18 protein-coding genes and 1 pseudogene are annotated in these 24,186 nt (G+C 42.9%); 4 read left to right on the forward strand and 15 right to left on the reverse strand.

What is annotated here, in order from left to right; translation table 11 throughout:
• From WCV88_05365 to WCV88_05385, 5 genes are all read right to left on the reverse strand, one after another.
• Positions 1 to 5,663, reverse strand: a 5,663-nt coding sequence (locus WCV88_05365) for a hypothetical protein (GenBank protein ID MFA6475594.1), incomplete at its 3' end; no start/stop codon positions are given.
• 127 nt (positions 5,664 to 5,790) lie between these two features.
• Positions 5,791 to 6,129, reverse strand: a complete 339-nt coding sequence (locus tag WCV88_05370) for a histidine triad nucleotide-binding protein (GenBank protein MFA6475595.1) — start codon at positions 6,127 to 6,129, stop codon at positions 5,791 to 5,793.
• A 5-nt stretch (positions 6,130 to 6,134) separates the two neighbouring features.
• Positions 6,135 to 7,634, reverse strand: a complete 1,500-nt coding sequence (hisS, locus tag WCV88_05375; protein MFA6475596.1) for a histidine--tRNA ligase — start codon at positions 7,632 to 7,634, stop codon at positions 6,135 to 6,137.
• A gap of 13 nt (positions 7,635 to 7,647) precedes the next feature.
• Positions 7,648 to 8,190, reverse strand: a complete 543-nt coding sequence (gene lepB / locus WCV88_05380) for a signal peptidase I (GenBank protein ID MFA6475597.1) — start codon at positions 8,188 to 8,190, stop codon at positions 7,648 to 7,650.
• The gene (locus WCV88_05385) at positions 8,168 to 8,551 is read right to left on the reverse strand and encodes a response regulator (GenBank protein MFA6475598.1); all 384 of its coding nucleotides are present in this window, start codon (positions 8,549 to 8,551) and stop codon (positions 8,168 to 8,170) included. The genes lepB and WCV88_05385 overlap by 23 nt, the downstream gene beginning before the upstream one ends.
• Before the next feature lie 62 nt (positions 8,552 to 8,613).
• Here WCV88_05385 and WCV88_05390 point away from each other — a divergent pair, with 62 nt between their 5' ends.
• From WCV88_05390 to pth, 3 genes are read left to right on the forward strand one after another with little or no spacing between them, the layout of a single operon-like run.
• Positions 8,614 to 10,050 (forward strand): LCP family protein, encoded by a 1,437-nt coding sequence (locus WCV88_05390; GenBank protein ID MFA6475599.1) that lies wholly within the window; start codon positions 8,614 to 8,616, stop codon positions 10,048 to 10,050.
• A complete protein-coding gene (gene der, locus WCV88_05395) occupies positions 10,022 to 11,386 on the forward strand; it encodes a ribosome biogenesis GTPase Der (GenBank protein ID MFA6475600.1) in 1,365 nt (454 codons plus the stop codon). Before WCV88_05390 ends, der begins: the two co-directional genes overlap by 29 nt.
• Before the next feature lie 7 nt (positions 11,387 to 11,393).
• Positions 11,394 to 11,918, forward strand: a complete 525-nt coding sequence (gene pth / locus WCV88_05400) for an aminoacyl-tRNA hydrolase (GenBank protein MFA6475601.1) — start codon at positions 11,394 to 11,396, stop codon at positions 11,916 to 11,918.
• A 1-nt stretch (position 11,919) separates the two neighbouring features.
• On the opposite strand, the gene WCV88_05405 is transcribed toward pth, so the two are convergent.
• The 5 genes from WCV88_05405 to WCV88_05425 all read right to left on the reverse strand — a co-directional run bounded on the left by WCV88_05405 (position 11,920) and on the right by WCV88_05425 (position 18,074).
• Positions 11,920 to 12,249 (reverse strand): nucleotidyltransferase domain-containing protein, encoded by a 330-nt coding sequence (locus tag WCV88_05405; protein MFA6475602.1) that lies wholly within the window; start codon positions 12,247 to 12,249, stop codon positions 11,920 to 11,922.
• Complete coding sequence (locus WCV88_05410; protein ID MFA6475603.1) at positions 12,213 to 12,611, reverse strand: HEPN domain-containing protein; 399 nt, start codon at positions 12,609 to 12,611, stop codon at positions 12,213 to 12,215. The genes WCV88_05405 and WCV88_05410 overlap by 37 nt, the downstream gene beginning before the upstream one ends.
• A gap of 216 nt (positions 12,612 to 12,827) precedes the next feature.
• Complete coding sequence (locus tag WCV88_05415; protein ID MFA6475604.1) at positions 12,828 to 13,907, reverse strand: peptidoglycan-binding domain-containing protein; 1,080 nt, start codon at positions 13,905 to 13,907, stop codon at positions 12,828 to 12,830.
• A gap of 242 nt (positions 13,908 to 14,149) precedes the next feature.
• Positions 14,150 to 17,872 (reverse strand): glycine zipper family protein, encoded by a 3,723-nt coding sequence (locus WCV88_05420; GenBank protein ID MFA6475605.1) that lies wholly within the window; start codon positions 17,870 to 17,872, stop codon positions 14,150 to 14,152.
• Positions 17,856 to 18,074: a hypothetical protein gene (locus tag WCV88_05425; protein ID MFA6475606.1), complete on the reverse strand. Its 219-nt coding sequence runs from the start codon at positions 18,072 to 18,074 to the stop codon at positions 17,856 to 17,858. The genes WCV88_05420 and WCV88_05425 overlap by 17 nt, the downstream gene beginning before the upstream one ends.
• A gap of 359 nt (positions 18,075 to 18,433) precedes the next feature.
• Between WCV88_05425 and WCV88_05430 the strand changes: the two genes are divergently transcribed.
• The gene (locus WCV88_05430; GenBank protein ID MFA6475607.1) at positions 18,434 to 20,752 is read left to right on the forward strand and encodes a DEAD/DEAH box helicase; all 2,319 of its coding nucleotides are present in this window, start codon (positions 18,434 to 18,436) and stop codon (positions 20,750 to 20,752) included.
• Between the two features lie 49 nt (positions 20,753 to 20,801).
• Here the strand turns inward: WCV88_05430 and WCV88_05435 are convergent.
• From WCV88_05435 to WCV88_05455, 5 genes and pseudogenes are all read right to left on the reverse strand, one after another.
• Positions 20,802 to 21,086 (reverse strand): annotated as a pseudogene (locus WCV88_05435) (endonuclease domain-containing protein).
• A 96-nt stretch (positions 21,087 to 21,182) separates the two neighbouring features.
• A complete protein-coding gene (locus WCV88_05440; GenBank protein MFA6475608.1) occupies positions 21,183 to 22,160 on the reverse strand; it encodes a hypothetical protein in 978 nt (325 codons plus the stop codon).
• A gap of 1 nt (position 22,161) precedes the next feature.
• A complete protein-coding gene (locus WCV88_05445) occupies positions 22,162 to 22,857 on the reverse strand; it encodes a hypothetical protein (protein MFA6475609.1) in 696 nt (231 codons plus the stop codon).
• Positions 22,858 to 22,875: 18 nt separating this feature from the next.
• Complete coding sequence (locus WCV88_05450; GenBank protein ID MFA6475610.1) at positions 22,876 to 23,385, reverse strand: mechanosensitive ion channel domain-containing protein; 510 nt, start codon at positions 23,383 to 23,385, stop codon at positions 22,876 to 22,878.
• Positions 23,382 to 24,110 (reverse strand): alpha/beta hydrolase, encoded by a 729-nt coding sequence (locus WCV88_05455; GenBank protein MFA6475611.1) that lies wholly within the window; start codon positions 24,108 to 24,110, stop codon positions 23,382 to 23,384. Before WCV88_05455 ends, WCV88_05450 begins: the two co-directional genes overlap by 4 nt.
• Between the last annotated feature and the right edge of the window lie 76 nt (positions 24,111 to 24,186).

A 24,186-nucleotide genomic window follows, 5' to 3' on the forward strand; every position in this document is an offset into this window, starting at 1 on the left:
ACGGTTTGTGGAGTTGACCAGTTGTCTGGGGTAAAGATTAGAGTAGTTGGATCTATGGACACTTCTGTACCATCAGTGATGATGACCATGACATCACCAGTCGGTTGAGAATCTAGGACAACGATGTAAGTAGCTGAGTCTCCTCCTTCAGTTAGAGTGCTACCACCAGTTGGTGCGGTGATGGTGATACCGGCACTATTTTGATCTAAGTTAATCACAGAAATTATATCTGGATTGATATTATTGTAGTTTGGATCGGTTGAAGTGATTGAACTTAAAATTATTGTGTAGTCAATATTACCATCAACAGTATCATCATTAGCACCAGTAACTGTCACAGTCTGTGGTGCAGACCAATTGTCTGCTGTAAAAGTTAAAGTACCTCCTGAAGTAATATTACCTTCAGTCGCATCGCTGGAGATTGAATCTACTGCAACGTCTCCAACCGGTTGTGAAGTGAGCACTATAGTGTAAGTAGCCATACCACCAGTTTCGGTGGTGTCACCAGAAATATCTGAGATTAAAAAACTAGCATTATCATTATCTGTGACATTGGCTGTGACATCAGCTAAAACAAAATTGTTGTAGTTAATGTCGGCCGAACTGACGACATGAGAGATAACTCCTGGATGGATATTGACTTCATCAACAGCGTCATCGACCGCAGTGACCGTAACAGTTTGTGGAACATCCCAATTACCTGATGTAAAAGTGAGTGAAGCATCAATATCTATTTGCGAGTCTGGTATAATTTCTATAGTCACATCACTGGTTGGTTCACTAGATAGAACAACATTATATGTATCTGAAGTTGCACCTTCTTCCTCTACGTCAGTTGAACCGCCAGATTCAGTTAATGTAATACCAGCCGTATCATTATCGATATTAGTCACAGACACAACGACTGGATCGACCACATCATAGACGGAATCAAGCGTGTTGCCTGCATTAACGGTGGTTGTAATTAAGTAACCAATGTTACCATCATCGACATCATCGTTTACGCCGGTAATAGTGACGGTTTGTGGAGCAGCCCAATTTACTGAAGTAAAAATTAAAGTAGCTCCATTAGTTACAGTACCTTCGGTAACATCGTTGGAAGTAGCATCTATTTCAACATCTCCAGTTGGTTGAGTATTTAGAACAACGCTGTAAGTAGCTGTGTCACTAACTTCGGTCGTATCTCCTAAGACAGCTCCAACGGTAACACCGGCAGTATCGTTATCGATATTAGTTACAGCTACATCAGCTGGATTTACACCAGAATAATTACCATCACTTGAAGTAGTTAGACCTAAGACAGCAGCATAGAGGATATCTCCATCGTCGACAGCATCGTTTTGACCAGTGACGGTGACGGTTTGGTTTGTATTCCAGTTGAGTGCCGTGAAAGTTAATGTTGCAGCTGATGTAATAGTACCTTCAGTGGTGTCTGTTGAAGATATTGGAATAGTGACATCACCGGTGGGTTCACTGGTAAGTTTAACCGTGCAAGTAGCGGTACCACCAGCTTCAGTGGTGTTACCGGAAATAGCGGAGATGGTGAAACCAGCGGTATCATCATCAGTGTTAGTGAGGGCTGGGTCTGACGGATTAACCACATCATAAAGAGCATCAGCGGTATTACCAGCATTAACGGTGGTGGTAATTGAATAACCAATATCCCCATCATCAACAGCGTCGTTTTGACCTGTTACTGTGATGGTTTGTGGAGTTGCCCAGTTAACACTGGTGAAAGTTAATATCGCTCCAGTCGTCACTGTACCTTCGGTGGCATCTGTCGTCACAGAATCTACTTCAACATCACCGGTTGGTTGAGCAGTTAAGACCATGGTGAATGCAGCCGTATCACCAGCTTCGGTTGAAGTGGCATCGGTCGTATTCACAGTGACTCCAGATACATCATCATCGGTATTGGTGAGTGAGACATCGGCTACTGTCTTACCGACATACTCCGCATCAACCGAGCTGGTTGTTCCGGTGATAATACTGTAGGCTATGTCGCCATCATCTAGAGCATCATTTACTCCTGTGACAGTGACAGTTTGTGGAGTACTCCAATTACCATTAGTAAAAGTTAAACTGGCTGGCACAATGGTACCTGCGGTTAAATCTGAACTGACTACTGTAAAAGATACATCACTAGTCGGTTGAGTGGTTAAGACGGCAGTAAATTCAGCTGTGCCACCAGCTTCAGTTGAAATGGCGTCTGGTGTGGTGATGGTGACTCCAGGGAAAATCCAATTTTCATTATTAGTGCTATCTAAACAACCTGTCCCACAAGTAATGGCGGTTAAATTGTTATTATCGTTATCTTTAACATCTAGATAACTAACTGTTCTGTTACTTTGTGGATCAATTAAAGCTTTAGTGTCAGTGACACTACTTCTTAATGATAGTCTTTGACCGGCTACACCATTTAAGATGAGTGCTCCGGTGAAAGTTTGAGTGACACTGGCTGGGAAGGTTAAAGTAGCTGCGGCCACAACGGATTTAGTAAAAGCATTGAAAGTAGTCGTACCGGAAATAGTTTGGCTCGTTCCATCAAAAACAACTAGACCTAATTGACCATTGAATGTACCGCTATTTGACCAGTTACCAGCCACGTTGGTTTGGAAATTACTGGCGGTGGTATCTAAGGTTCCGGCACTTATAGTTAGATTACCGTTAACATCAAGGGCGGCTGGTAGATTAAAGGTGGTTCCAGAACCATCTATAGTTAGACCTTGATAAGTGGTGTAGTTCTTTAAGGTATAAGGACCGGTCGTACCATCGTAGTACACCGTACTACCGGACTGAAGTTGCGGGTTACTGGCATTAGCCGTGATGGTTTCACCGCCTTGCAGGCGAAGTGTGCCGGTATTTTGCACTACTAATGTACCGGAACCACCATTCACTGTAAGATTATTACCGGATAGATCGAAGGTACCTTGTTGGATGACTAAATCTTGACTCGCTGCATCCATCACTAAAGCGGAAGCCAGGTTAACGGCACCACCGGTTTTGTTGACGGTGATGTCTTTATTAAAAACTCCCGTTGCACCAGTTAAGTTGAATGATTGATTAGCCGACCCAGCAAAAACCAGAGTAGAAGTACCACTACCGTCAAAACTAGCACCGATAGTTACATCACCTTTGGGCTGAAAGGTACCCTGATTAATCTTACCCGTTAAGATAAGTGTACCATTTATTATTAGAGTGTCACTGTTACCTAACATGGTTGAATAACCACCTGTTGTAGCTACGGTAAAATTATTAACCTCTTGTGTTGCAATGACATCCATAGTCGTATGACCAGAACCGGTTGTCGTGATAAGCAGTGGCGCTATAAATACTGCACTACCAGATTGAGTATACGTACAAACATTGAATATCCATTGTGCTTGACCGGCCCCAGATAAAGTGCCGCCACCGAGCGTAAGATTTTGAAAAGTTAAAGTATAGTTACCGGTATTTGTCATAGGAACAGTACCAGTAAAACCAGCCGTCGTAGTGATGGCAGAAAAAACTGTCGTACCGTTCACGGTGATAATGTCATTAGCATCAGCAGCTGAATCTAAATTTATTTTTTGGACAGATCCGCCGGCAATGGTATAAGTTTGAACATCAGTATCGCCGTCACCACCGTTAGTATCGTCGCTAAAATTTAATGTACCATGACCTCCAACAAAAGACGATCCTTGTGTAATATCCCCCATGACATTAAGGGTACCTGATTCGAAATAACCAGTGGATAAAGTAAGATTACCATTAATTATCAGTGTGTCACCGGTGCTTAAATACATGCCACCATTACCGTTAACAGTCAGATTGTTAACCGCTTGCGTTGAAATGACATCCATGTTTGTAACAGAACCGGTTGTCGTGATAAGCAGTGGCGCTATAAACACAGCACTACCAGATTGAGTATAAGTGAGATTAATAAATATCCATTGTGCTTGGCCGGCGCCAGATAAAGTACCACCACCGAGCGTAATAAGATTACGAAAAGATAAAGTATAGTTACCGGTATTAGTTATAGGAACAGTACCGGTAAAGCCAGTGGTTGTTGTGAGTCCATAAAAAACCGTCGCACCGTTCACAGTGATAATGTCATTGGCATCAGCGGCTGAATCTAAATTTATTTTTGGTGCCGATCCGCCGGCAATGGTATAAGTTTGAACATCAGTATCGCCGTCACCACCGTTAGTATCGTCGCTAAAATTTATTATTCCATTACTTCCCTGAAAAGACGCTCCCTGAGTAATATCCCCCATGACGTTAAAGGTACCTAATACTAAACCACCAGTAGTTAATGTCAGGTTACCATTGATTATCAGAGTGTCACCAGAACCAAGACTAAATGACGATAAAACGGTAAAATTATTAACATTTTGTGTAGAAAGAACATCCATACTAGAAGCAGAGCTTACAGTGATAAGCGCTGGTGCTATGAAGACAGTACTACTAGCCTGAGTAAAAGTACAAGCATTAAGTATCCACTGCGCTTGACCGGCACCAGATAAAGTACCACCACCTAGAGTAATATTACGAAAAGATAAAATATAATCACTGGCATTCGTAATCGGAACAGTACCGGTAAAGTCGGCCGTAGTGATAATTCCACCAAAATACGTCGCACCGTTTACAATGATAATGTCATTAGCATCAGCTGCCGAATCTAAATTAATAATCGGGGTAGATCCCCCGGCAATTGTATAAGTTTGCACATCAGTATCACCGTCACCACCGTTATCATCATCACTAAAATTAATAATTCCGGAACCAGAACTAAAAGTTGCGGCTTGAATAATATTTCCTTTGGCATCAACCGTACCACTACTTATAAACCCCCTGGTTAGAGTTAGAGTGCCCGTCACAACTAGCGTATCACCGGTATTAATAACTAGAGCATTAGTCGAATTGATAATGAAATTATTAAATGTCTCAGATGAAACAACGTCATATGTAGCAGAATTAGTGCTGAAGCTTGATATTGTAACTGTGCCGGTAGAAGGTTCAAATGAACCCGTGCCTGAGATGGTAAAGTTTCCAGTAGTTTGAAAGTTTCCAGATGTTGAAGTGAATGTTCCTGCCGATAAAGCAAAAGGGCCACTACTATTTATGGTAATGTCCTGAGAAGCTCCGGTAAAAACACCTCCCGCTTGCGTCCAACCACTGGAGGCAAGTGTTAATGATCTAGCCTGTGTAATCGTTCCGGTAAACCCAGTCAGTATATTTACTCCAGCGATACTACCGCCAAAGGTGCCACCGGCATCGATGGTAGACGGAGTATCTGACACAGCTGGATCAAAAGTGGCGATATTACCTACTCCCGGGCAAACATCACCCACCCAGTTTGTGCAGTTACTCCATAGGCCATCGCCACCACTATTATCCCATGAAACTGGAGTATTAACAGCACCAACTGATTGTCCAAAAATACTTGGCACTAAAATTGTGGCAGATACTTCAAATACAGTCACCCAACCAATCAGTAAAACAGAACTCACTAATGTTTTTAAACGCATCTGGCGTTTATAGGCAACATGTTGAATGTATGACTCAGTGTAACCATGATCGGTTAGTTCATAAAAGGTTGGAAAACTTTTATGATCCGGATAGAATAACAAAACTAAAACATGGTAAAAACCTAACCAAATATGCAAAAACAATAAAATCATCTTTGCCAGCAGAGAACGCTTCGCTTTTTTAGCATGCCGTGTTATTTGTTTCTTAATAAACCAGTTCATTAAGAAACAATTATAACATAACTCTGACTAATGATCTATTATATTCCAGACACAATTGTTATGTAATACCCTGCACCCGTTCCCCGCCTAACACATGCATGTGCAAATGCGGCACTATTTGGCCGCCATTACGACCATTATTGATCACAACTTTATAGCCACTGTCGGCTATACCAAGTTGTGTGGTAACTGTCTTAATCGCTAAACACAATTCGCCTATAACCGATTGATTTTGTTCAGTAATATCCTGTAACGTCACCAAGTGTTGCTTGGGAATGGCTAACACGTGCACTTTAGCTTTAGGATTAATATCATGAATCACCAATACACTGGTTGTTTCCAGAACAATTTTACTAGGAATCTGTTTGCGAATGATTTGACAGAACAGACAATCCATAAGTGTTACTCAACAATCGGCAAGGTTTTTTGACCAGGTTGAACAATTTCTGGAGTAACTACCTCAGGTATAATGGCTGTTTCATCGATATTCGCGGCGATGGCATCATAAGCACCAACCGTTTTTGGTATTGAAGACACCGGTGCCTTCTCTAGGCGTTTAGCTAATTCTTTTTCAATTTTTTTAATATCGACAATTTCTTGAGAATTACTATCCATGTCACGCACAATGATCGTGCCATCTAATAATTCTTTTTGACCTAATATCAAGGTGAAACTAACCCCTAATTTATTGGCCACTTTAAGCTGAGCCGATAAACTTTCTTTCACTAAATTTCCCCACACTTTAAACCCAGCCTGACGTAATTGCTCCATCAAACGCAAGGAACGTTTTTGCGCCGAGGCACCCAGCTGAGCTAAGTATACATCCGGCACATACAAACTCGGCAACATAATATTTTTGGCTTTCATTGCCAAAATTAAACGCTCGATGCCAGCCGCAAAACCAGAGGCTGGGACGGGTTGCGTAGCACCTAATTTTTGCAATAAAGCATCATAGCGCCCACCACCAGCTAGCGCCGCTTGACTTTGCATTTGTTCTTCACCTTGCATGACCGGAAAAAATTCCCAAGCGGTGCGAGAGTAATAATCTAAGCCACGCACAATTTTCGGATTCAGCGTATAAGGAATTTGTGTTTCATCAAGCAACTCCAGTACTTTCACAAAGTGATCACGGCACGGGGCACAGAGGTGATCGATAATCTGTGGGGCATCTTGAGCAATTTCTTGACAAGCCGGTTCTTTACAATCCAATAAGCGTAAAGTATTTTTGGATAATCTTAATTTGCAATTATCACATAAATTCTTGCGGCGGGCTCGAAAATATTCTTGCAAGTGTTGAATATACTGTGGCCGACATTGTTCATCACCAATGCTGTTAATATTCACCATGGCATCTAAGCCTAAATCTTTAAACAAGAAATAACCAATGGAAATCAACTCCGCATCAATGACCGGTTGGCCTTCACCAATCACTTCTAAATCTAACTGCCAAAACTGGCGATAGCGGCCAGCTTGAGGGCGATCATGTCGAAATAACGGACCGACTGTATATAACTTAACCGGTTGCGTGCGATTCTGCATACCATGTTCAATATAGGCGCGCGCAATGGAGGCGGTAAATTCCGGACGCAAGGCCACTTGATCACCAGATTTATCTTCAAAATTGTACATTTCTTTCTCAACTACATCAGTGTGTTCGCCAATCGAGCGCTGAAACAAACTGGCTTGTTCCAAAATTGGTGTGTCAATTCTTTGGTAACCATAAGAAATAGCAATGTCTTCCAATTTACGCAGAATGGCCATACGATAAGATTGCTCTTCGGGCAAAATATCTTTCATGCCTTTCAGCAATTGTGGCGGTTCATATTTGCGCCGTGATTTCTTGGGAGCCACAACTGGACTCTCCACTTTTTTAGTTACAGCAGGTTTCTTTTTGGTTGACATACGAGAATACAAATTAATAAGTAGTAAATTTAGTAACCGGCCAAGCCCGCACCCACACTCGACCAATTAAAGCCGAGCGATCGATGGGACCGAACCGGCGCGAATCAAAACTGGCAGCACGATTATCACCCATGACATAATACTCATTGTCTCCCAGTGTAATATCCAAGACAGCAATTGGACCAGTCGTTTCTACGGACGGAGATAAATAGGCTGTTTCATTCAATGCTTCTCCATTGCGCGACACTTGGCCATCTTTGATTAAAATAGTATCGCCGGGAATACCGATAATTCTTTTAATAAAATATTTACTTTTCTCCAAAGGATCACGCATCACGACAACTTGGCCATGTTGTGGCTCGTTAAAGCGGTAAGAAATTTCATCGATAATGAGGTATTCATAATCATGGAAATTAGGTTCCATTGAAGACCCCTTCACATAAAATGGTTGCACCAAGAAATATCGAATCGGTAAAACAATCAACAAAGAAACGGCCACTACTTTGACCATCTCCCAGATAAAAGATAAAACTTTAAACAGTTTGGGGTTCATCATGGCAGGCAGTGGCTACTCTTTGCACAATCGCTTCGATGGTGTGATTAGATTTAATAAGATAATCGACTACGCCTAGCTCTCTGGCTTCAGCAATATCAGCCTCCTGCCCAAGATTTGATAAAATTATCACTGGAATATTAGCTAACTTTTTGGCTTTGCGCAACCGCTTTAAGTAAGTAAAACCATTTAGTTTTGGAACAATCACATCTAGTAACACCAAATCCGGGCGGGTATCTTTGGTTTTATACCAACCTTCCTCGCCTTGCGCAGCCACATCCACCTGATAACCCCGATCAGTTAACACTTCCTGGAGGATCCGGCTAAGTGAGGCTTCATCCTCAATGATCAAGATTCGTTTCATATCCGCCTTGCACCATACAAGAAATTCTTGAACTAATCAAGTACCCAGGGTATACTGGCAAAATGTTTAAGTTTGATCATCGCTTATGGGTTATTCCGCTTATTTTAATAATCTGTGCCAGCTTACTCGGTTATACCGTCTATTATAGATATTATCAGACAAACTCAGCCAAACCATCGGCCTTAAGCCAGCTCGGATCTTTAGTAACTAAGCAAAGTAACCCGGTGCGGGGTGAAGGTAAAGATCGTATCAATGTGCTGTTACTTGGTATTGGTGGTGACGGTCATGATGGTGGCACACTGACCGACTCAATTATGATTGCCAGTATTAAACCTTCCACTAAACAGGTAGCTCTATTATCTTTGCCACGTGACTTGGTTGTAAAAATTTATAGTGAAACAAACCCAGACTATTGGGAAGGTCATAAGATAAATTCTGTCTATGCCTTGCGCGATATGAAAACCGCTGTGCAAACGATTGAAGGTGTCACTGGATTGACAATGCATTATTATGTATTGCTCGATTTTTCTGGTTTTCAAAAATTAATTGATGATGTTGGCGGAGTTGATGTGCCGATTGATAATACTTTCACCGGTTTATATGGCGCGTCAGAATTATCTTATCAGTGCCCGAAAACCAATCTGTATTATTTAGATGATGGCCCATACTGTGCGATAAAATTTGTCCGCGGTTCAGAAACAATGATGGGTGAGAGAGCCTTAATTTATGCGCGTCTGCGCAAACTAATCTCAGGCCCAGCGGCTGAAGCAGAAGATTTTGGACGAGCTAAACGCCAACAATATGTTTTACAAGCTTTTAAAGCCAAATTGTTATCAGCTGGTACGATTTTAAATCCGGGTCGAATGGCCGGCATGCTCACGGATATCGATTCTCACGTACAAACCAATTTACAACTGTGGGAAATGTATCGACTATATCAATTAACCGGGTCGATCAATCCAGCCAATACCATTAATCGCGTCGTGGATAACTCACCAGATGGTTTGGTAAAGACCACTATAACTAGTAGCGGAGCCGATGTGGTGGTACCGGTGGCGGGTGATTATGATTATAGCGGTATACAAAAATTAGCGAAGGATATTTTTAACGAACCGGTAGAGACGTTGCATGCAACGTCTCTACCATCGGACACGTCTCTACAACCATCAGACATAACCATACAAGTATTAAATGGTACCAATGAAAGAGGTTTGGCTAATACCGCCGCGGCTAATCTAACAGTCGCCGGCTTCACCGTGGGTAATGTCGGTAACGCTATCACCAATGATTACACCACGACCACCATTTATCAAATATCAGATCAAATTGATCAGACCATATTGGAAAAAATTACAACAGTTGTGTCAGGTGAAATTGCGAGTGCGCGACAAACCGACACCTTGTTAAGTCTAGATAGTAATGGTACGTTGGATACCAGCGCTGACCTTATTATTATCGTAGGCCACAATGATGAACCAGCCGCACAACCTCTACCCTAAAGTTGTCTTGATTGGCCGCACTAATGTGGGCAAATCAACTCTTTTTAATCGTTTAACCGATACTGGCCGAGCCATTGTCTCACCCCACGCTAACACCACACGGGATCAAAACCAAGCGGTCGTACACTGGCAAGGGTCAAGTTTATTGTTAGTTGATACCGGTGGTTTAGACATGGCCGTATTTGATCCGTTGGATAAAGATATCCAAGCGCAGGTAGCTAAAGCCGTTAAGGGAGCGGCGGCGGTTATTTTTGTAGTCGATAATCAAGCTGATGTCATGCCACAAGATCGTGATACGGCCAAGTGGTTACAGCGCCTGAAGATACCGGTCATTGTTTGTATTAACAAAGCGGAAAGTTTGCGCACCCAACAAGCCGGTATGGCTACATTTGCCGTGTTGCCATTTGCTGATCATGTGGCGTGTTCGGCTAAAAATGGGAGCGGCACTGGTGATTTACTTGATCTGGTATTTAGTCGCATCCCAGTTGTCGCCACGCGCATTGAAGATCAAACTACCATTCAGGTAGCCATTGTAGGGCAACCGAATGTTGGCAAGTCGACTTTATTTAATGGTCTAATCGGTGAAGATCTAGTGATAGTGAGCCCTCTCCCCCACACCACGCGTGATCCACATGATACTTTATTGTCTTACAACGGACACTTATATAATTTAATCGACACGGCCGGTATGCGCCGTAAAACCAAAGTGGGTAGTGGCGATGGTGGAGATTTAGAACGCCTGAGTGTTAATCAAACCAAAGCGATGATTGCTCAAGCCGATGTGGTACTGTGTGTCATTGAAGCCCAGCGGCGCATCACCCATCAAGATAAAGCCATGCTCGATTATATTAAAATGAAAGGCAAGAGTTTTATCTTAGTGGTGAATAAATGGGATTTGATTCCGAATAAAACTGCCAGCACGATTAACGATTACATGCGCTATTATGGCCATCAGTTTGATTTTTCTACTCACACTCCCATCACTTTTATTTCTGCTCTAGAGAAACAACGTACCACACAATTATTGGATATCACGCAACGTGTGTTTGATTTCCAGAATCATTGGATGGAACAGGCTGAGTTGGATGGTGTTGTGCGGCAAGTGCTGTATCGTCAACCCAAAGAACGCCGCCAAGGTTATGCCGATAAACCCAAACGCAAACTTGATCTGCAATCACTTACCCAAACCAGTATTAATCCACCCCGCTTCTTATTGCAAACGCCCCGCCCGAAAAATGTACCACCGGCCATTATTCATATTGTCGAAAACCTGATTCGTGAACACTGTTCTTACGAAGGTGTGCCGATCTATTTGGAAGTCCGCGCCAAAGAATGATACATTTATGAAACTAATCATCGGTCTTGGTAACCCAGGTAAAAATTATGCCACCACGCGTCACAATGTTGGGTTTATCATCTTAGATAAAATTATTCCGGATTGGCAAATAGACAAACCATCAAATAGTCTGATTCATAAAACTAGCACCACGTTGTACGCCAAACCACAGACATTCATGAACAATTCTGGCAGTGCGGTTAGGCACTTAGTGGATTATTACCATATAGCTTTACCGGACATACTGGTAATTTATGATGATAAAGATCTACCCTTTGGCACGATTCGATTTCGCGTAAAAGGATCGTCCGGCGGACACAATGGAATAAAATCCATTATCGAACACCTCGGCACCACTGAGTTTGCCCGCCTCAAGGTTGGTATTGCCCCGGTTGATAATACACACCAAATTGGCGATACGGCTGATTATGTTTTAGCCAGGTTTAGTAAAGACGAAAAAAAATCTATACCAAATATTATTGATCAAGTTATCGAAAAAATTGGTGAAATTATTTACCCGTTTGGGAAGTAATTTAATCAACTCTAATACCGGTTCGTTTAATCTCCGCTAGGAGCGGTGATTCTGATTTATAATCAACCGGTGAAAAACCTACCGGTTCAATAGTTAATCCAATATCATTAATCCGTTTTGACCATAAATATTGAGTGGCCTGCCAAGCATTACGAAATTTTGGAGATACAATACATAAATCTATATCACTCCATTGATGCTGAGTACCTTTAGCATATGATCCAAATAACACGACTTTTTCAATTGGAAGATTATCTTTTTCTAAAGAAATAATGTAACTGGCAATGTTATCTCTTACAGCTTTGGGTATTTTTTTATAATTATTTGACATAATTGTTTTGTGATTGACAAATATTTTTTTGTAAATGTTAACGTACACTGTTTATAAAAATTTAATTTAATATCATCGTAACGGCCAGCAATATTAAAAGTCGTGATCATTCGTAGATCGGCCATATTTTGATCTGATAAATCCAAATCAGTTAGTTTAACTAACTTGGCTAAATCATGAATGTATGGAGGAAAATCCTTAGTGCAAGCAACTACCATCCCTTTGAGATGTTTTTCTAAAGTCAGGTGACAAAAGAATAAACAAGCATCATAGTGTTTTGTCTTAAACAAATCTTCTGCCGTTTTTAGATTACGTTGCCCAGTAGTCTTCCAATAGACAATTTGTGTAGTTATGTCTGACATATCAGACATCCTACCACATTTTGGATACAATTCAACCCTCTACTCACCCGCCACGCGGATGAACACAGGGTTTAGGGAGACTTAAGGGCGGATCTTTTGGATCGACGCACACTTTTATCTCCCTACTCCACGATTTCACTGATTCGGAGCTGTGAACGCTCTCTGACCAATTGAACCTGGGATCAGAACCAGGCCACCATTGCTGGTGGAGGTTAACTATTGCCGCCCGGAAAACACGTCCGGGTGTTCATTTTCTTCGTCCGGTCCCGCGAACCGGGTGACGAGGTTCGCCCTGGCCTCGGTGAGGCGCATGGCGGTGTCGAACTCCGACAGGGCGCGCATCTGCGCCGGCCGGAGGGACTTACGAACCTCCCGCATCGCTCGAACCCTCTCGTACTCGGGTCGGCTGGAGGCGCTGAAAGCCTCGTGGGAGATCTTCCTCGAGTACAGGCGCCGTACGTCGCGCGCCTGGGTGAGCTGACCCTCAGATGGGGTCACATCACCGTCGAGGAAGCAGTCAGTCGTCCAAGACGACTGCTGCGAAACCCACCAAGACACCATGCCAGTGTCGGTGGGGAGAGGATAACCAGATGACTCACATTCCGGCATCGCCTTCGGCCGGTGCTGAATGAACAGCAACGCGTCAACCGCGGGAGCCGGCGTGGTGGTCGTCGGGTGAACTTCGGCCACCGGCGTGGGCGTCGGTGCCGGCGGGGTCGGGACAGTGTTTTTGGCTCGCACACGCGCCTTCACGAGGGCGGTGGTGAGAGCCGACCGGGTGTTGGGACCGACGATGCCGTCGTTGTCGATCCCAGCGGTCATTTGAATCTGACGGATCACCGATTCGGTGACTCCGTCAAACTCTCCGGTCACCGCGACCGGATTCCCCATCTCACGGAGCTGCTGTTGCAACTCCGTCACCTTCTCACCCCTAGCTCCCTTGGCCAGGAGCCCGTGCCCCTTCGGCTTGGGCTTGGGAGCCTGCACCACCGGGGGCTCCGGGGTCGGGGTGGGGGTTTCGACCACCGGCGTTTCCGTGGGCGCCGGGGTCGGGATCGCAGCCGCCGTGAGCATCGGCTCGACGGCGGCAGGGGTCGGGGTGGACTCGGCGACGCCGGTCGTGGCGTCGCCAATCGCCGGGGTGTTAACCCCGACGACCCCGACACCACAAATAAACGTCACGCAGAACAGGAAAAAAACCGCCAGGGTCGAAACCCACTTGCGGTTTTCGTAGAGCCAGGACATCTTGGTTCCTCCGAACATGAACGTGGTTTGCGCATGGTAGAGACGTTGCATGCAACGTCTCTACCATGCGCAAACCACAATGAAAAAACCATTATGGATTACAAATAGTAAAATCGTGGAGTTGTCAAAGAACTGGTGCAGGCGTATTTTTAATACACGCACACCAAATATTCCCTTTTTCCAAGGGAACCAAAAATTTTACTGATTTATCGGTTTTTGTCAATGGGAAAGCAAAAGGATCATTGTAGTCTTTTTTTCAGCGTCTTCATCCCCTTCATCTTTTCAGCGATCCGTTATTCAATACTCTCCCCTCTTACAATCTTACCAAACACCACTTCGGCCTTACTTTCATCGTATGTACCAGCCTCATCAAAACAACCTAATTTTTTTAATAATTCCGGTCTTGTACCCTTCCAATTTTGGGTTTGTTGATTAAACGCGGCTAAAATTTCTACTACTCTTACCCCATAAAGAGATTGTTCAATAACATAATTTTGTAAACCAGTTCTAAACTTATCACCAAATTTCTCTTTAATTTTTTTTGATTTATCAGTTATTTTCCATTCTAACCTTTTTGGTGTATCCACTAAGGTAATAATGTTAGGGGCATTCGATATAATATTCGCTATCAAACCGGTCGCACTGATCTTGACTTCAAGCGGATCTAAACCCAAAACTTGTAGTGTTTCTATTTCATCCAAATGCGCTAAAAAAGGTTCAGCATGTTTTAATCTAAGCCAATTACCATTTAAAGCTTTTACGGCTTGTGTGAAACTAGCCGCTGGTAAATGTTTGATACCATCGACTATTACACCAGCCAATTCTTTTGACTTAAAAACACTCTCCAGTATATTACGTTGTTTGTCTATTTCCTCCGCTGAAGCTGGAGTTGGTTTTGCTTCAGTTGGTACTACTACGGTAGCAGCCAGTTCGGTAGCGGCAACTTCTGCAGCTGGAGGAAGCACTACGGGAATTGGTTCTGGCAAGACAACTTGATCAGCTATTACCTCTTCTGGTTGAGGGATTGGTACTAGTGTAGGTGTTGGAGGTTTTGGTTTGGTATCAGGGGGTGCCATTAATTCATCTAACTCGTCCAATTTTGATCTATCAACTATATGAATAATATCACTAACTTTTGCTGGATCACGCACGGCTGCCTTCATCCGACTAACAATTCCATTAATTATAGTGGGAATATTACCGAGAGTTATTCCAAGAGTTTGTTCTATAGCACCATTAGAAAGTCCTCCCATGCCACTTGGAAATTTATCATTCCAATCGGCCACTAACAAATCTATCGCCACACTTCTATCATCAGCCGGTATTTGTTTATGAACTTCTTCAACAATGTATGCAGCCAAATCAGGATATTTAATAGTGTTTTCTAATTCAGCACTTTCTTTGCGTTGTACTTCTTCATCGGATGGTTCTACTGTTGATGCCTCTTCCGGTGCGGGCGCAGGTTTTGGAGGTTCTGGTCGTGGCAGTGGTGGAATAATTACTCGGGGTGGTGCCACTACCACGGTCGGGGCAACTTCTTCAGGTGCTTCCTTCGCCGGTACAAATTTAAACTCTTCTAATCTGTTTAGAGGCGCCTCATGTGGCGCGGGCTGACCACCGTGGGAACGAACCGGGGCAATATATTGATCTAAGGCCAAACCGGCCAAAGCGGCGGCGGCTTGGGTGGCTTTAATGATGGCCTGGTTGGTTTGTTCAGTGACAACTGGTGGTTGCGGTACTACTGGTTGTGGTGGCGGGGTTTGATCAATTAATTTCACTTTGAGAGTTTCAACAGTCTGTTCAGTTGGTTCAACTTTACGTAGAGCGGTCACAACATCGATCCAGCGTCTGGCAACGTGGCTACTAGGGCCTTTTATCCAGGGTAAATCTTGGTGTTGAATGACAGTTACATCTTCAGAAAAAGCCTCATTTAATGCCTGATCTTTATTACCGTGATATGTAGTTGTTTCCATCAACATGTGCCGCGTGGCTCGTTCTAAACGCGCGGCCACTAATTCGGATGATTCATTACTAGATAATCGACCGGAAGAATAGGCTTCCATTAACAAGTCTAACCGTTGCTGGCGCCAGCTTTCAGTTTGCTCGATATAAGCGGGATCACTAATCTGCGCTAACAATCTACCGGCCTCACTGTTTGGATCAATCTCATGGCTCACTGTTGTGGTAGCATCGACATCGATATCATAAATCGCTACTGGTTCATTATGTTCAGTCAATATAATAATGTTTCCGTTTGGTTGAGTATCAACATGCAACTGATGATCAGCCGCATACGGAGTTGTATCGATTGGATCAGTTAATGGATGTGTTAGATCAACAGCTCCACTATCAGTATTATAAATAGCCATATTACCGTCATTATCCATGAGCAAAGACACTTGATGACCCTGAAAAGTTATCGTATCCGGTAAATTAGGATTTAGGTTAGCGACCAAGGTTGGAGGCTGTTCAACTGGCGGTGGTGTTTCAACCGGTACATTAACATGGTGAACCGTTAACCAACTGGAAATGTAATCCATGGCAGTAGCCGATATTCCGGCCATGGTGCCACCTAATACACCACCTAATAACATACGTTTCCCTTCACCACGCGACAAAGCCGATTCTAAATTTCTCTGAATGGTGTCCACCACTTGTTTGGCATCATGCGCAATATGGGATAAATCAATATTTGGTAAATGTTTAGCTTGAGTATCACGGACTACCAAAGTGGCTTCTTTTAGATTTTCTAATAAATCCAAACTGGCTTGTAACCTATTTTCTAAACCAAATGACACTAAATCTTGTCCCCCAATTTGTGATTGTAATAAACGACAGTCAGTCTCGATAATAATTTGATATAAATCTTGCACTTTACCCATTAACTCTGAAGATTTTTCCCTTGTCATTGCTTGAGTTAACGTCTTTATTTCTCGAACAAGGTTAAGTAAGTGTGTATTTATTTCCTGAGCACTTTTAGTAACTTCTAAACCACCCACTTGCTCACGTGTCATACCGGTGGCTAAATCCATCTTGCGTTGTTGGCGGCGCACGAATTTATATTGCGCCCATTGTGAGGCGGCACCAGCTACAGCACCGGTACCAATCGCCGCACCAATTACGCCCCAACCCACCGGGTTACTGGCTAAACTTGCGCCCACAATCGAGCCGCCAATCGCCATGCGACCCACGCCACGTACACCTATACCCCACAGCGTGCCAGACCCAAGTACTTTTGAGGCCACTGTTGCCCACGTGCGCGCATTACGTTTATCGGTGACATGATAAGCGCCGGTTTCCATGACCTTCATCTCGCCTAATTGAGCTAATTGAATTACTTCGGCTTGTAAAACAAACCGCAGGTGATTCTTGATCATCTTTTCATTTTGCGGTGTCATCTCAATGGCTACACCATCAATTTTAAATGGTTGTGGTATATCTAATCGTTCCACAATGACATCAACGCCGTCATTAAAATCAGCTTGTCTTTCCAAATCCGCCCGGGTGATTTCATTTTTTTGATATTGCTTGAGAAGACCAACAAAATTATTGCCACCAATTTCAGAATATTGTTTAAACCGACGCCGAATTGAAGCTCGTTCTAAAGCCGCCTCGATGAGGCCGGCAATATAATCATTATTTTGTAGGCGATCGTGGCGTTGTTTTTCAGCTCGTTCGGCAATCTTACCTTTACCAAACGTTTCCAACATACTGTGCCAGCGTAAACTAACCTGGTTACGCACATCAAACAATTTGGTTTCTTTACGTTTACTTTCATGCTCATGCCGAGCCACGCTGCTAGCCTCGATATCCAATTGTTCGGATACTTCCTGTAAGGCCTGATCAATTTCACCTGCTTCCAAACCATGCTCATGGGCAAAGTCTACTAAGCTATCTTTATCAACATCTCCAGTTATTTCGTGTCTCTCTAAGGCGCGATTAAACAAATCCACCGTTAAACCGGCAGTTCGTTTAACAACAGATTCTAGAATATTTTTATTATACTTTTTCTCCACGGTTGACGATGTTTATATATGATTGCTCGAATTGCTGTAGTGTTTCTTCAACAGTAGCCGTTGGCTCCATCGTCATTAAACGATCATCCAACTGGATATGTAAATCAGCGATCATTTTATTTAATAACGGTTCAGGAATATCTTGCCTATGATGAGCCGTTTCAATAATTTTTTTGAGATAGGCGTGTAATCTGGGATCCATACTAAAAAATTATAACAGATATTTTTGGAAAAATCAAGCACCTGGAGTTTACCCCCTTAGTCCCCCTTGCAGGGGGAAATAATAAATAAGTTTTGAAAACATCTTTTCTTATCTTAAGCCCCCTGCAAGGGGGTTGGGGGTAAATTCCGAAGAGTGTTCAAAACAAAAATGTCTAATCATCCAAATGTATAGGCGAGACAAAAGCCTACTTGAACGGTACAGCATACTTTAGGAGGAGTGAGTATCCTGCACCAGCCCATACACCTGGATGGCTAGACATTTATTTATAATAAAGATTTTTAAAATCGGCCGCAGTATAACAACTTTACAAAAGCTGTCAAGCACTTTACAATCAGCCCGTGCCGCACTTTAGAACACTGACTGAAATTGCCTTTGAATTGTCGCGCCGTTTCCCCCCATTATTGGCTAAAGGGCCGGTGTTTTTTTTAGCTCAATCCGATAAAGAAGTATTGCAACTGCAACAATTGTGTCGGTATTTTTATAGCGAATTCCCTGATGACACCATAGTCTCTCAAGTGTTTTTAGATGAGCACACCTTAACCCAAGCCGATTACAATAAACGTATTCTGCACTTAGCACCAAAGCAAACAATTTTATTATCTGATTTAATTCACCAATTACATCTGATGGGGTTTGAACGTTTACCCCGGGCTGTGTCACCGCGCACATTTGCCGTGCGCGGTAATATTGTGGATATTGTTGATCAGATAGCGGTACGGGTAGAATTTGATGGTAACACTATTATACAGTTATCTAGCTTGGATGTTTTTACACAACAAGCCGGTGGTAAGATTTATCAAATTGATTTTTATCCTAAAGCTTATTCTGCCCACTTACCATTATGGACAGAAAGTGATCTACAATATGAATATATTACCCCGAAGTTTTACCATAAACGCTTTGCTTTATTAAAGCAGGATGCCGGCACATTTTTAACCGTGCAAGTCGCCACGTGCCAACCAGAACAATTAGTATCACTTCTACCTCAGGCCACTATTACTACACCAAATGTAGCACTAGATGGGTTTATTTATCCGAAAGACCATTGGTTGTTTTTAACCGATGCACATATTTTTGGTCAAGAAGAAACTTTAGCCACGTTTGTTAAACCATTGGATATTAGCTCGCTTGAATTAGGTGATTACGTGGTGCATATTGATCATGGGATTGGTATTTTTGAAGGTCAAGTTAATATCGATGGCACTGATTATCTTAAATTAAAATATTTAGGTAATGATAAATTATTTGTCCCCTTAGAAGCGGCTAATCGCGTGGAAAAATATTTAGGCCAAGCCCAACCGAAACTAACAAAATTATCCGGCACGCAATGGGAAACCTTAGTGCATCGCGTGCAAGATGATGTCCGTCATACCGCCCGTGAGTTATTAGAACTACATGCCCAACGCGATGCGGCTATCGCCAGTGTGGTACCGAGCACAGTTTTGCCAATTGAAGCCGATTGTGCGGCGGATGTGGATTTCATTTTAACTGCCGATCAAGATCAAGCGATAGTTGATGTATTAACAGATTTGGCTAATGACAAACCGATGGATCGTTTGCTATGTGGTGATGTTGGTTTTGGCAAAACGGAAGTGGCCTTACGCGCTGCCCTGCATGTGGTATTAGCCGGTGGTGGCCAAGTGGCCTTGCTGGCGCCAACCACCGTGTTAGCCGATCAACATTGGCACACGTTTCATAATCGCCTCGATAAATATGGAGTGAGAGTGGCTTGTTTATCTCGTTTACAAACTGCCGCGGAAATTAGACACACTGTTAAAGCCATTCAAGCTGGCCAAGTTGACATTGTAATTGGGACACATCGCTTATTATCCAGTGATATTAACTTTCCAAAATTATTCTTTGTAGTAATTGATGAAGAACAACGCTTTGGTGTGTTGCATAAAGAGCGTCTCAAAGCCCTGCGCGCTTCAGCTCATGTCTTAACTATGACAGCCACACCGATCCCCCGCACGCTCAATTTGGCCATGTCTGGTTTGCGCGATATTTCCGTGCTCAATACTGCCCCACCCCAACGCCTGAGTATTCAAACTGTCATCAATGAATTTTCTCCGGAATTAGAAAGGCAAGCTATTGCGCAAGAGTTAGACCGCTCTGGCCAAGTGTATATTGTGCACAATGATCTCAGTACCATTTATGCCCGTGAGGCGTTTGTGAGCCAGCATTTTCCTAATCACATTGTGGCCGTGGCGCATGGCCAATTGCCGGCTAGCCAACTAATTCGCACGATGGAACAGTTTTATAGTGGACGGATTCATGTTTTAATTGCCTCAACCATTATTGAAAATGGTTTGGATATTTCTAATGCTAATACTTTAATTATTGAACACGCGGAAGATTTTGGTTTGGCTCAATTATATCAATTGCGTGGCCGAATTGGACGCAGCCATATTCAAGGTTATGCTTATCTGCTCTACACCAAACAACATCTCACCAAACAGGGGCAAAATCGTTTGCGCGCGCTGCATCAAATAAAAGGTTTGGGCGGTGGTTTTGAATTAGCCATGAAAGATTTAGAAATCCGGGGAGTGGGTGATATTTTAGGTAAAAAACAACACGGTCATGTGCAACAAATCGGTTTAAATTTATATACCCGGTTATTACACCAAGCGGTACTACAATTAGAACAATTAGAATGAATCTATTTTGAGTAAACCTCCCCCCTCCTTTCAGGAGTGGGGAAATTTGATTTAAGACCCAGACAGGTCTGGTTAGAACATCTGCATTTGTAAACCTAACTACTGAATATCCAAATGATCGTAAATAAACATCTCTTGATTGATCATATCCTTGATGATCTTTGTGAATTTCGCCATCAACTTCAATGATTAGTTTCTTTTCGTGGCAGTAAAAATCAACAATATATCGATAAATAGCGAATTGCCGTCTGAACTTAAATCCTAATAATCTTTCTTTGTAAATGAATTTGTTTTGCTGTGAAAGTTCTATTAAACATAAAACGCCCCCAATCATAGGTGGCGCTTTTCATTAACGAATATACTCCTAATCTTAGGAATTGACAAGGACCCCGTCTTCGCCCCACTCCTGAAAGGAGGGGGCTGTTCCGAGTCAGCGAGGAACGGGGGAGGTTGGGGTTAGATATTTAGCCAAATGCGTCGTATAATTTCCTAATGTTTCTGACGTACTGTAGATCACAGACAAGCCATCATCTTGGATTAATACTTGTGGAGCAATCATGTTTGGGGTTAAAGTGATCGGCACATACTGCGCCACTAAGTTGTCATCCAACAAACTAATTTGCTGAGCAAACACCAGCGCGACTAATTTCCCTGCCCGCACGGCTGATTGGCATGAGTCCGGTAAAGTTAATTGTGCTACAATCGCCGGTTGCGCTACACCTAAATTATTTAATTTTGTAAACGTAGTATTAGTGTCTGAAGTTTGGATGGTAACAACATCAGTGTTATCCAGTACAAGAGCACACGGCAGTTTATCAATGATTATTTGTTGAGCTAATACTGTGCCGGTGGGTAAAGCGACTGTCATTAAACTGTCAGCTGTATAAAACCAAACAGTATCATCATTCGCCACTACCAAGCGTGGTGACACTGGTAAGGTGAGACTATCACGTAATTGCCAAACGGTATCATACCGCTCAACCAAACGATCAACCACGAGCACAAAGCCATTGGCAGTAACAGTCAACGATGCCACTGGGGGTTGACCATTAACTAAAGTAATATTGTCATGTAATACCTGTTCAGATTGCTCCGACCAAATTACTAAATCACTCCCGCGCAACAACAAAATAAAAACCTGACCAGATTGTGTCGCGCTGGCTAAAGGTAAGCCAGTCGTTAAATCAGTAATGATTGGATCACTGTTATATAAAGCCTGTTTTGTGTCGACTGGTTTTAAGTCAGGAATAATGTCTTCGGTCGGTACAGTCACAGCAACCAGATTAGTAAATTGATCAGTCAAACGATCTTGCGGTGGATAAAAATAAAACCGGACGCGCAAAATAATTGTCACTACTATTATACCGACTAAGAATCCTGCCGCCACGACGCTTTTGTTGTAACGCATATTATTGGCTCGTCACTGTGATCGTGCCGGTGAGACTGGTTAAAAGCGGATGCGTTGGATCGTAATATGGAAAAACACCGGCTGCAGAAAATATGTGCGTATAAGATTCATTGGCTTCTAACGGTGGGCTATACCATTGACCATTAGTGGCCGAAACAGCATGACCACCTTCATCTTGATTGATCCAAGTAACACTATCATTTTGCGCAAGCGTAATTGTGCCATTCACAAAACTATTCTGTTTAATCGTCACCGGATAAACTGTACCACTCACACCATATGGGTCACTATCTTCAGTATCCGGAATACCATCGTTGTCGTCATCTGGATCGTCAGCATCACTAATTAAATCATTATCATGATCGATATCAAAAAAAACAAAGGTAAAAGTTGTCCAATCAGTTTTAGTATAATTTTTATTACCCCGCGCCCGCACATAGACAGTATACGATTCATTATCAATGAATTTAGTTTCACGAAATTTAGCTTTGGGCTTTCTGACAAGTTTCCGAGCCATGCGGACACCATTATGAATGATTTTTATACGATAGCGTCTGGCTGTAGTCACACGATCCCAGGTTAGCTTCACCCGCTGTGTAGTAATGATTTGTTTCATGGCTACGTTAGTCACTGGCGCGTGGCTAACCGTTAAGGGTAATAGTGTTAGTAGGGTTGTAACTAGCCAAAATCTTATCATAGTATTTTTTCTGGATTATTAGACAGATTTACCCGGTTTATTAGTTCTGGAATAATTAGATATCACAGTAATAGAACCATTCGGAATATAGTGCACCACGTCAGACTGGTCGCGTAAAATGGTTATACGCAGAGAGACATCTTCGACTACGCCGGTGATCTCACCCAATTTTACTAACTCACCTTTGGTATAATTATTCTCATACACCACAAATAAGCCAGCTAATACATCTTTGATTACCGACTGTGCGCCAAAACCAATAATTACTCCTAAAACTCCGGCGCCGGCAAATACTGGAATAACCGGTATCCCAAACTCAGAGAGCAACATCATACCAAAGATCAATACTATGGTGATGCGCAACAATTGTGACACCACTCCACTTAGAGTAGTCGCTCGTTGCTGTGATAAAACATTTTTTTTGGTTAAGACTAGAGTTAAAAATTTCTTACTAAAATGAGTGACTACATACAAAGTGGCCAACCACAATGTTAAAATAATGATAATCCGCCAAATATGATCAGTCATAATACAGTCGTTAACCAATCAATTAAACCGGCGCGAAGCTTTGGAGCATGGCGTAATAATTTTGTCCCTCGCCCACTGGCTTCTGTGACAATGCGTAAAGTTTTAGTAATGGAACGACTTTTATCATATAGGCCTTGGGTAGCAGCTAAACTGACGGCATCAGATTGACTAACAAGATAATAGACCGGCCGCACAAACCGTTGATTGGCGCGCGTAATTTTTACACCACTATAATTATATTGCGGTGAAATCAGTGCCACGGCAGTTAAAGCTGTATCTTGATCTACTAGCCGCATCGCCACATTCGCTCCCAAACCGGCTCCCACCACAGCAATCGGCATGTCGGCCTTAATATCGCGGAGATATTTTACGGCTTCGGCGGCATCATTCACTAACAAGTTGTAATCCGTGGTGGTGCGAAAATCAAACGTCATCACTTCAAAATCGCGCTCTTGTAATTCAGCCGCTAACCGGTTCCATGAATTCTGGTTACTATTATTTTGGTGCAACAAGATCACTCCACGTCGCCCCACCACACCGGCTGACGCATAATACCGAGCCGGCAAATTAACTGTTTCTTCCGGCACCAACGTAACATTAACGACATTACCGCTGACTGGCATATATTCATCAAACCCATTTTTCCACCAGACAAACCCAAGTACTCCGCCGATCACGACAACGACCACGCCAACACTATAAAGCCCAATCCACCTGTTTCTCATGGGGTGACTATATCAAAGTTGTCAAACAGCGTAAAGTTTGCTAGAGTCTTATAAAAGCCCGCCTAAGTTATTATTG

Source organism: Patescibacteria group bacterium (assembly GCA_041665365.1).
GTDB lineage: Bacteria > Patescibacteriota > Patescibacteriia > UBA9570 > UBA9570 > UBA9570.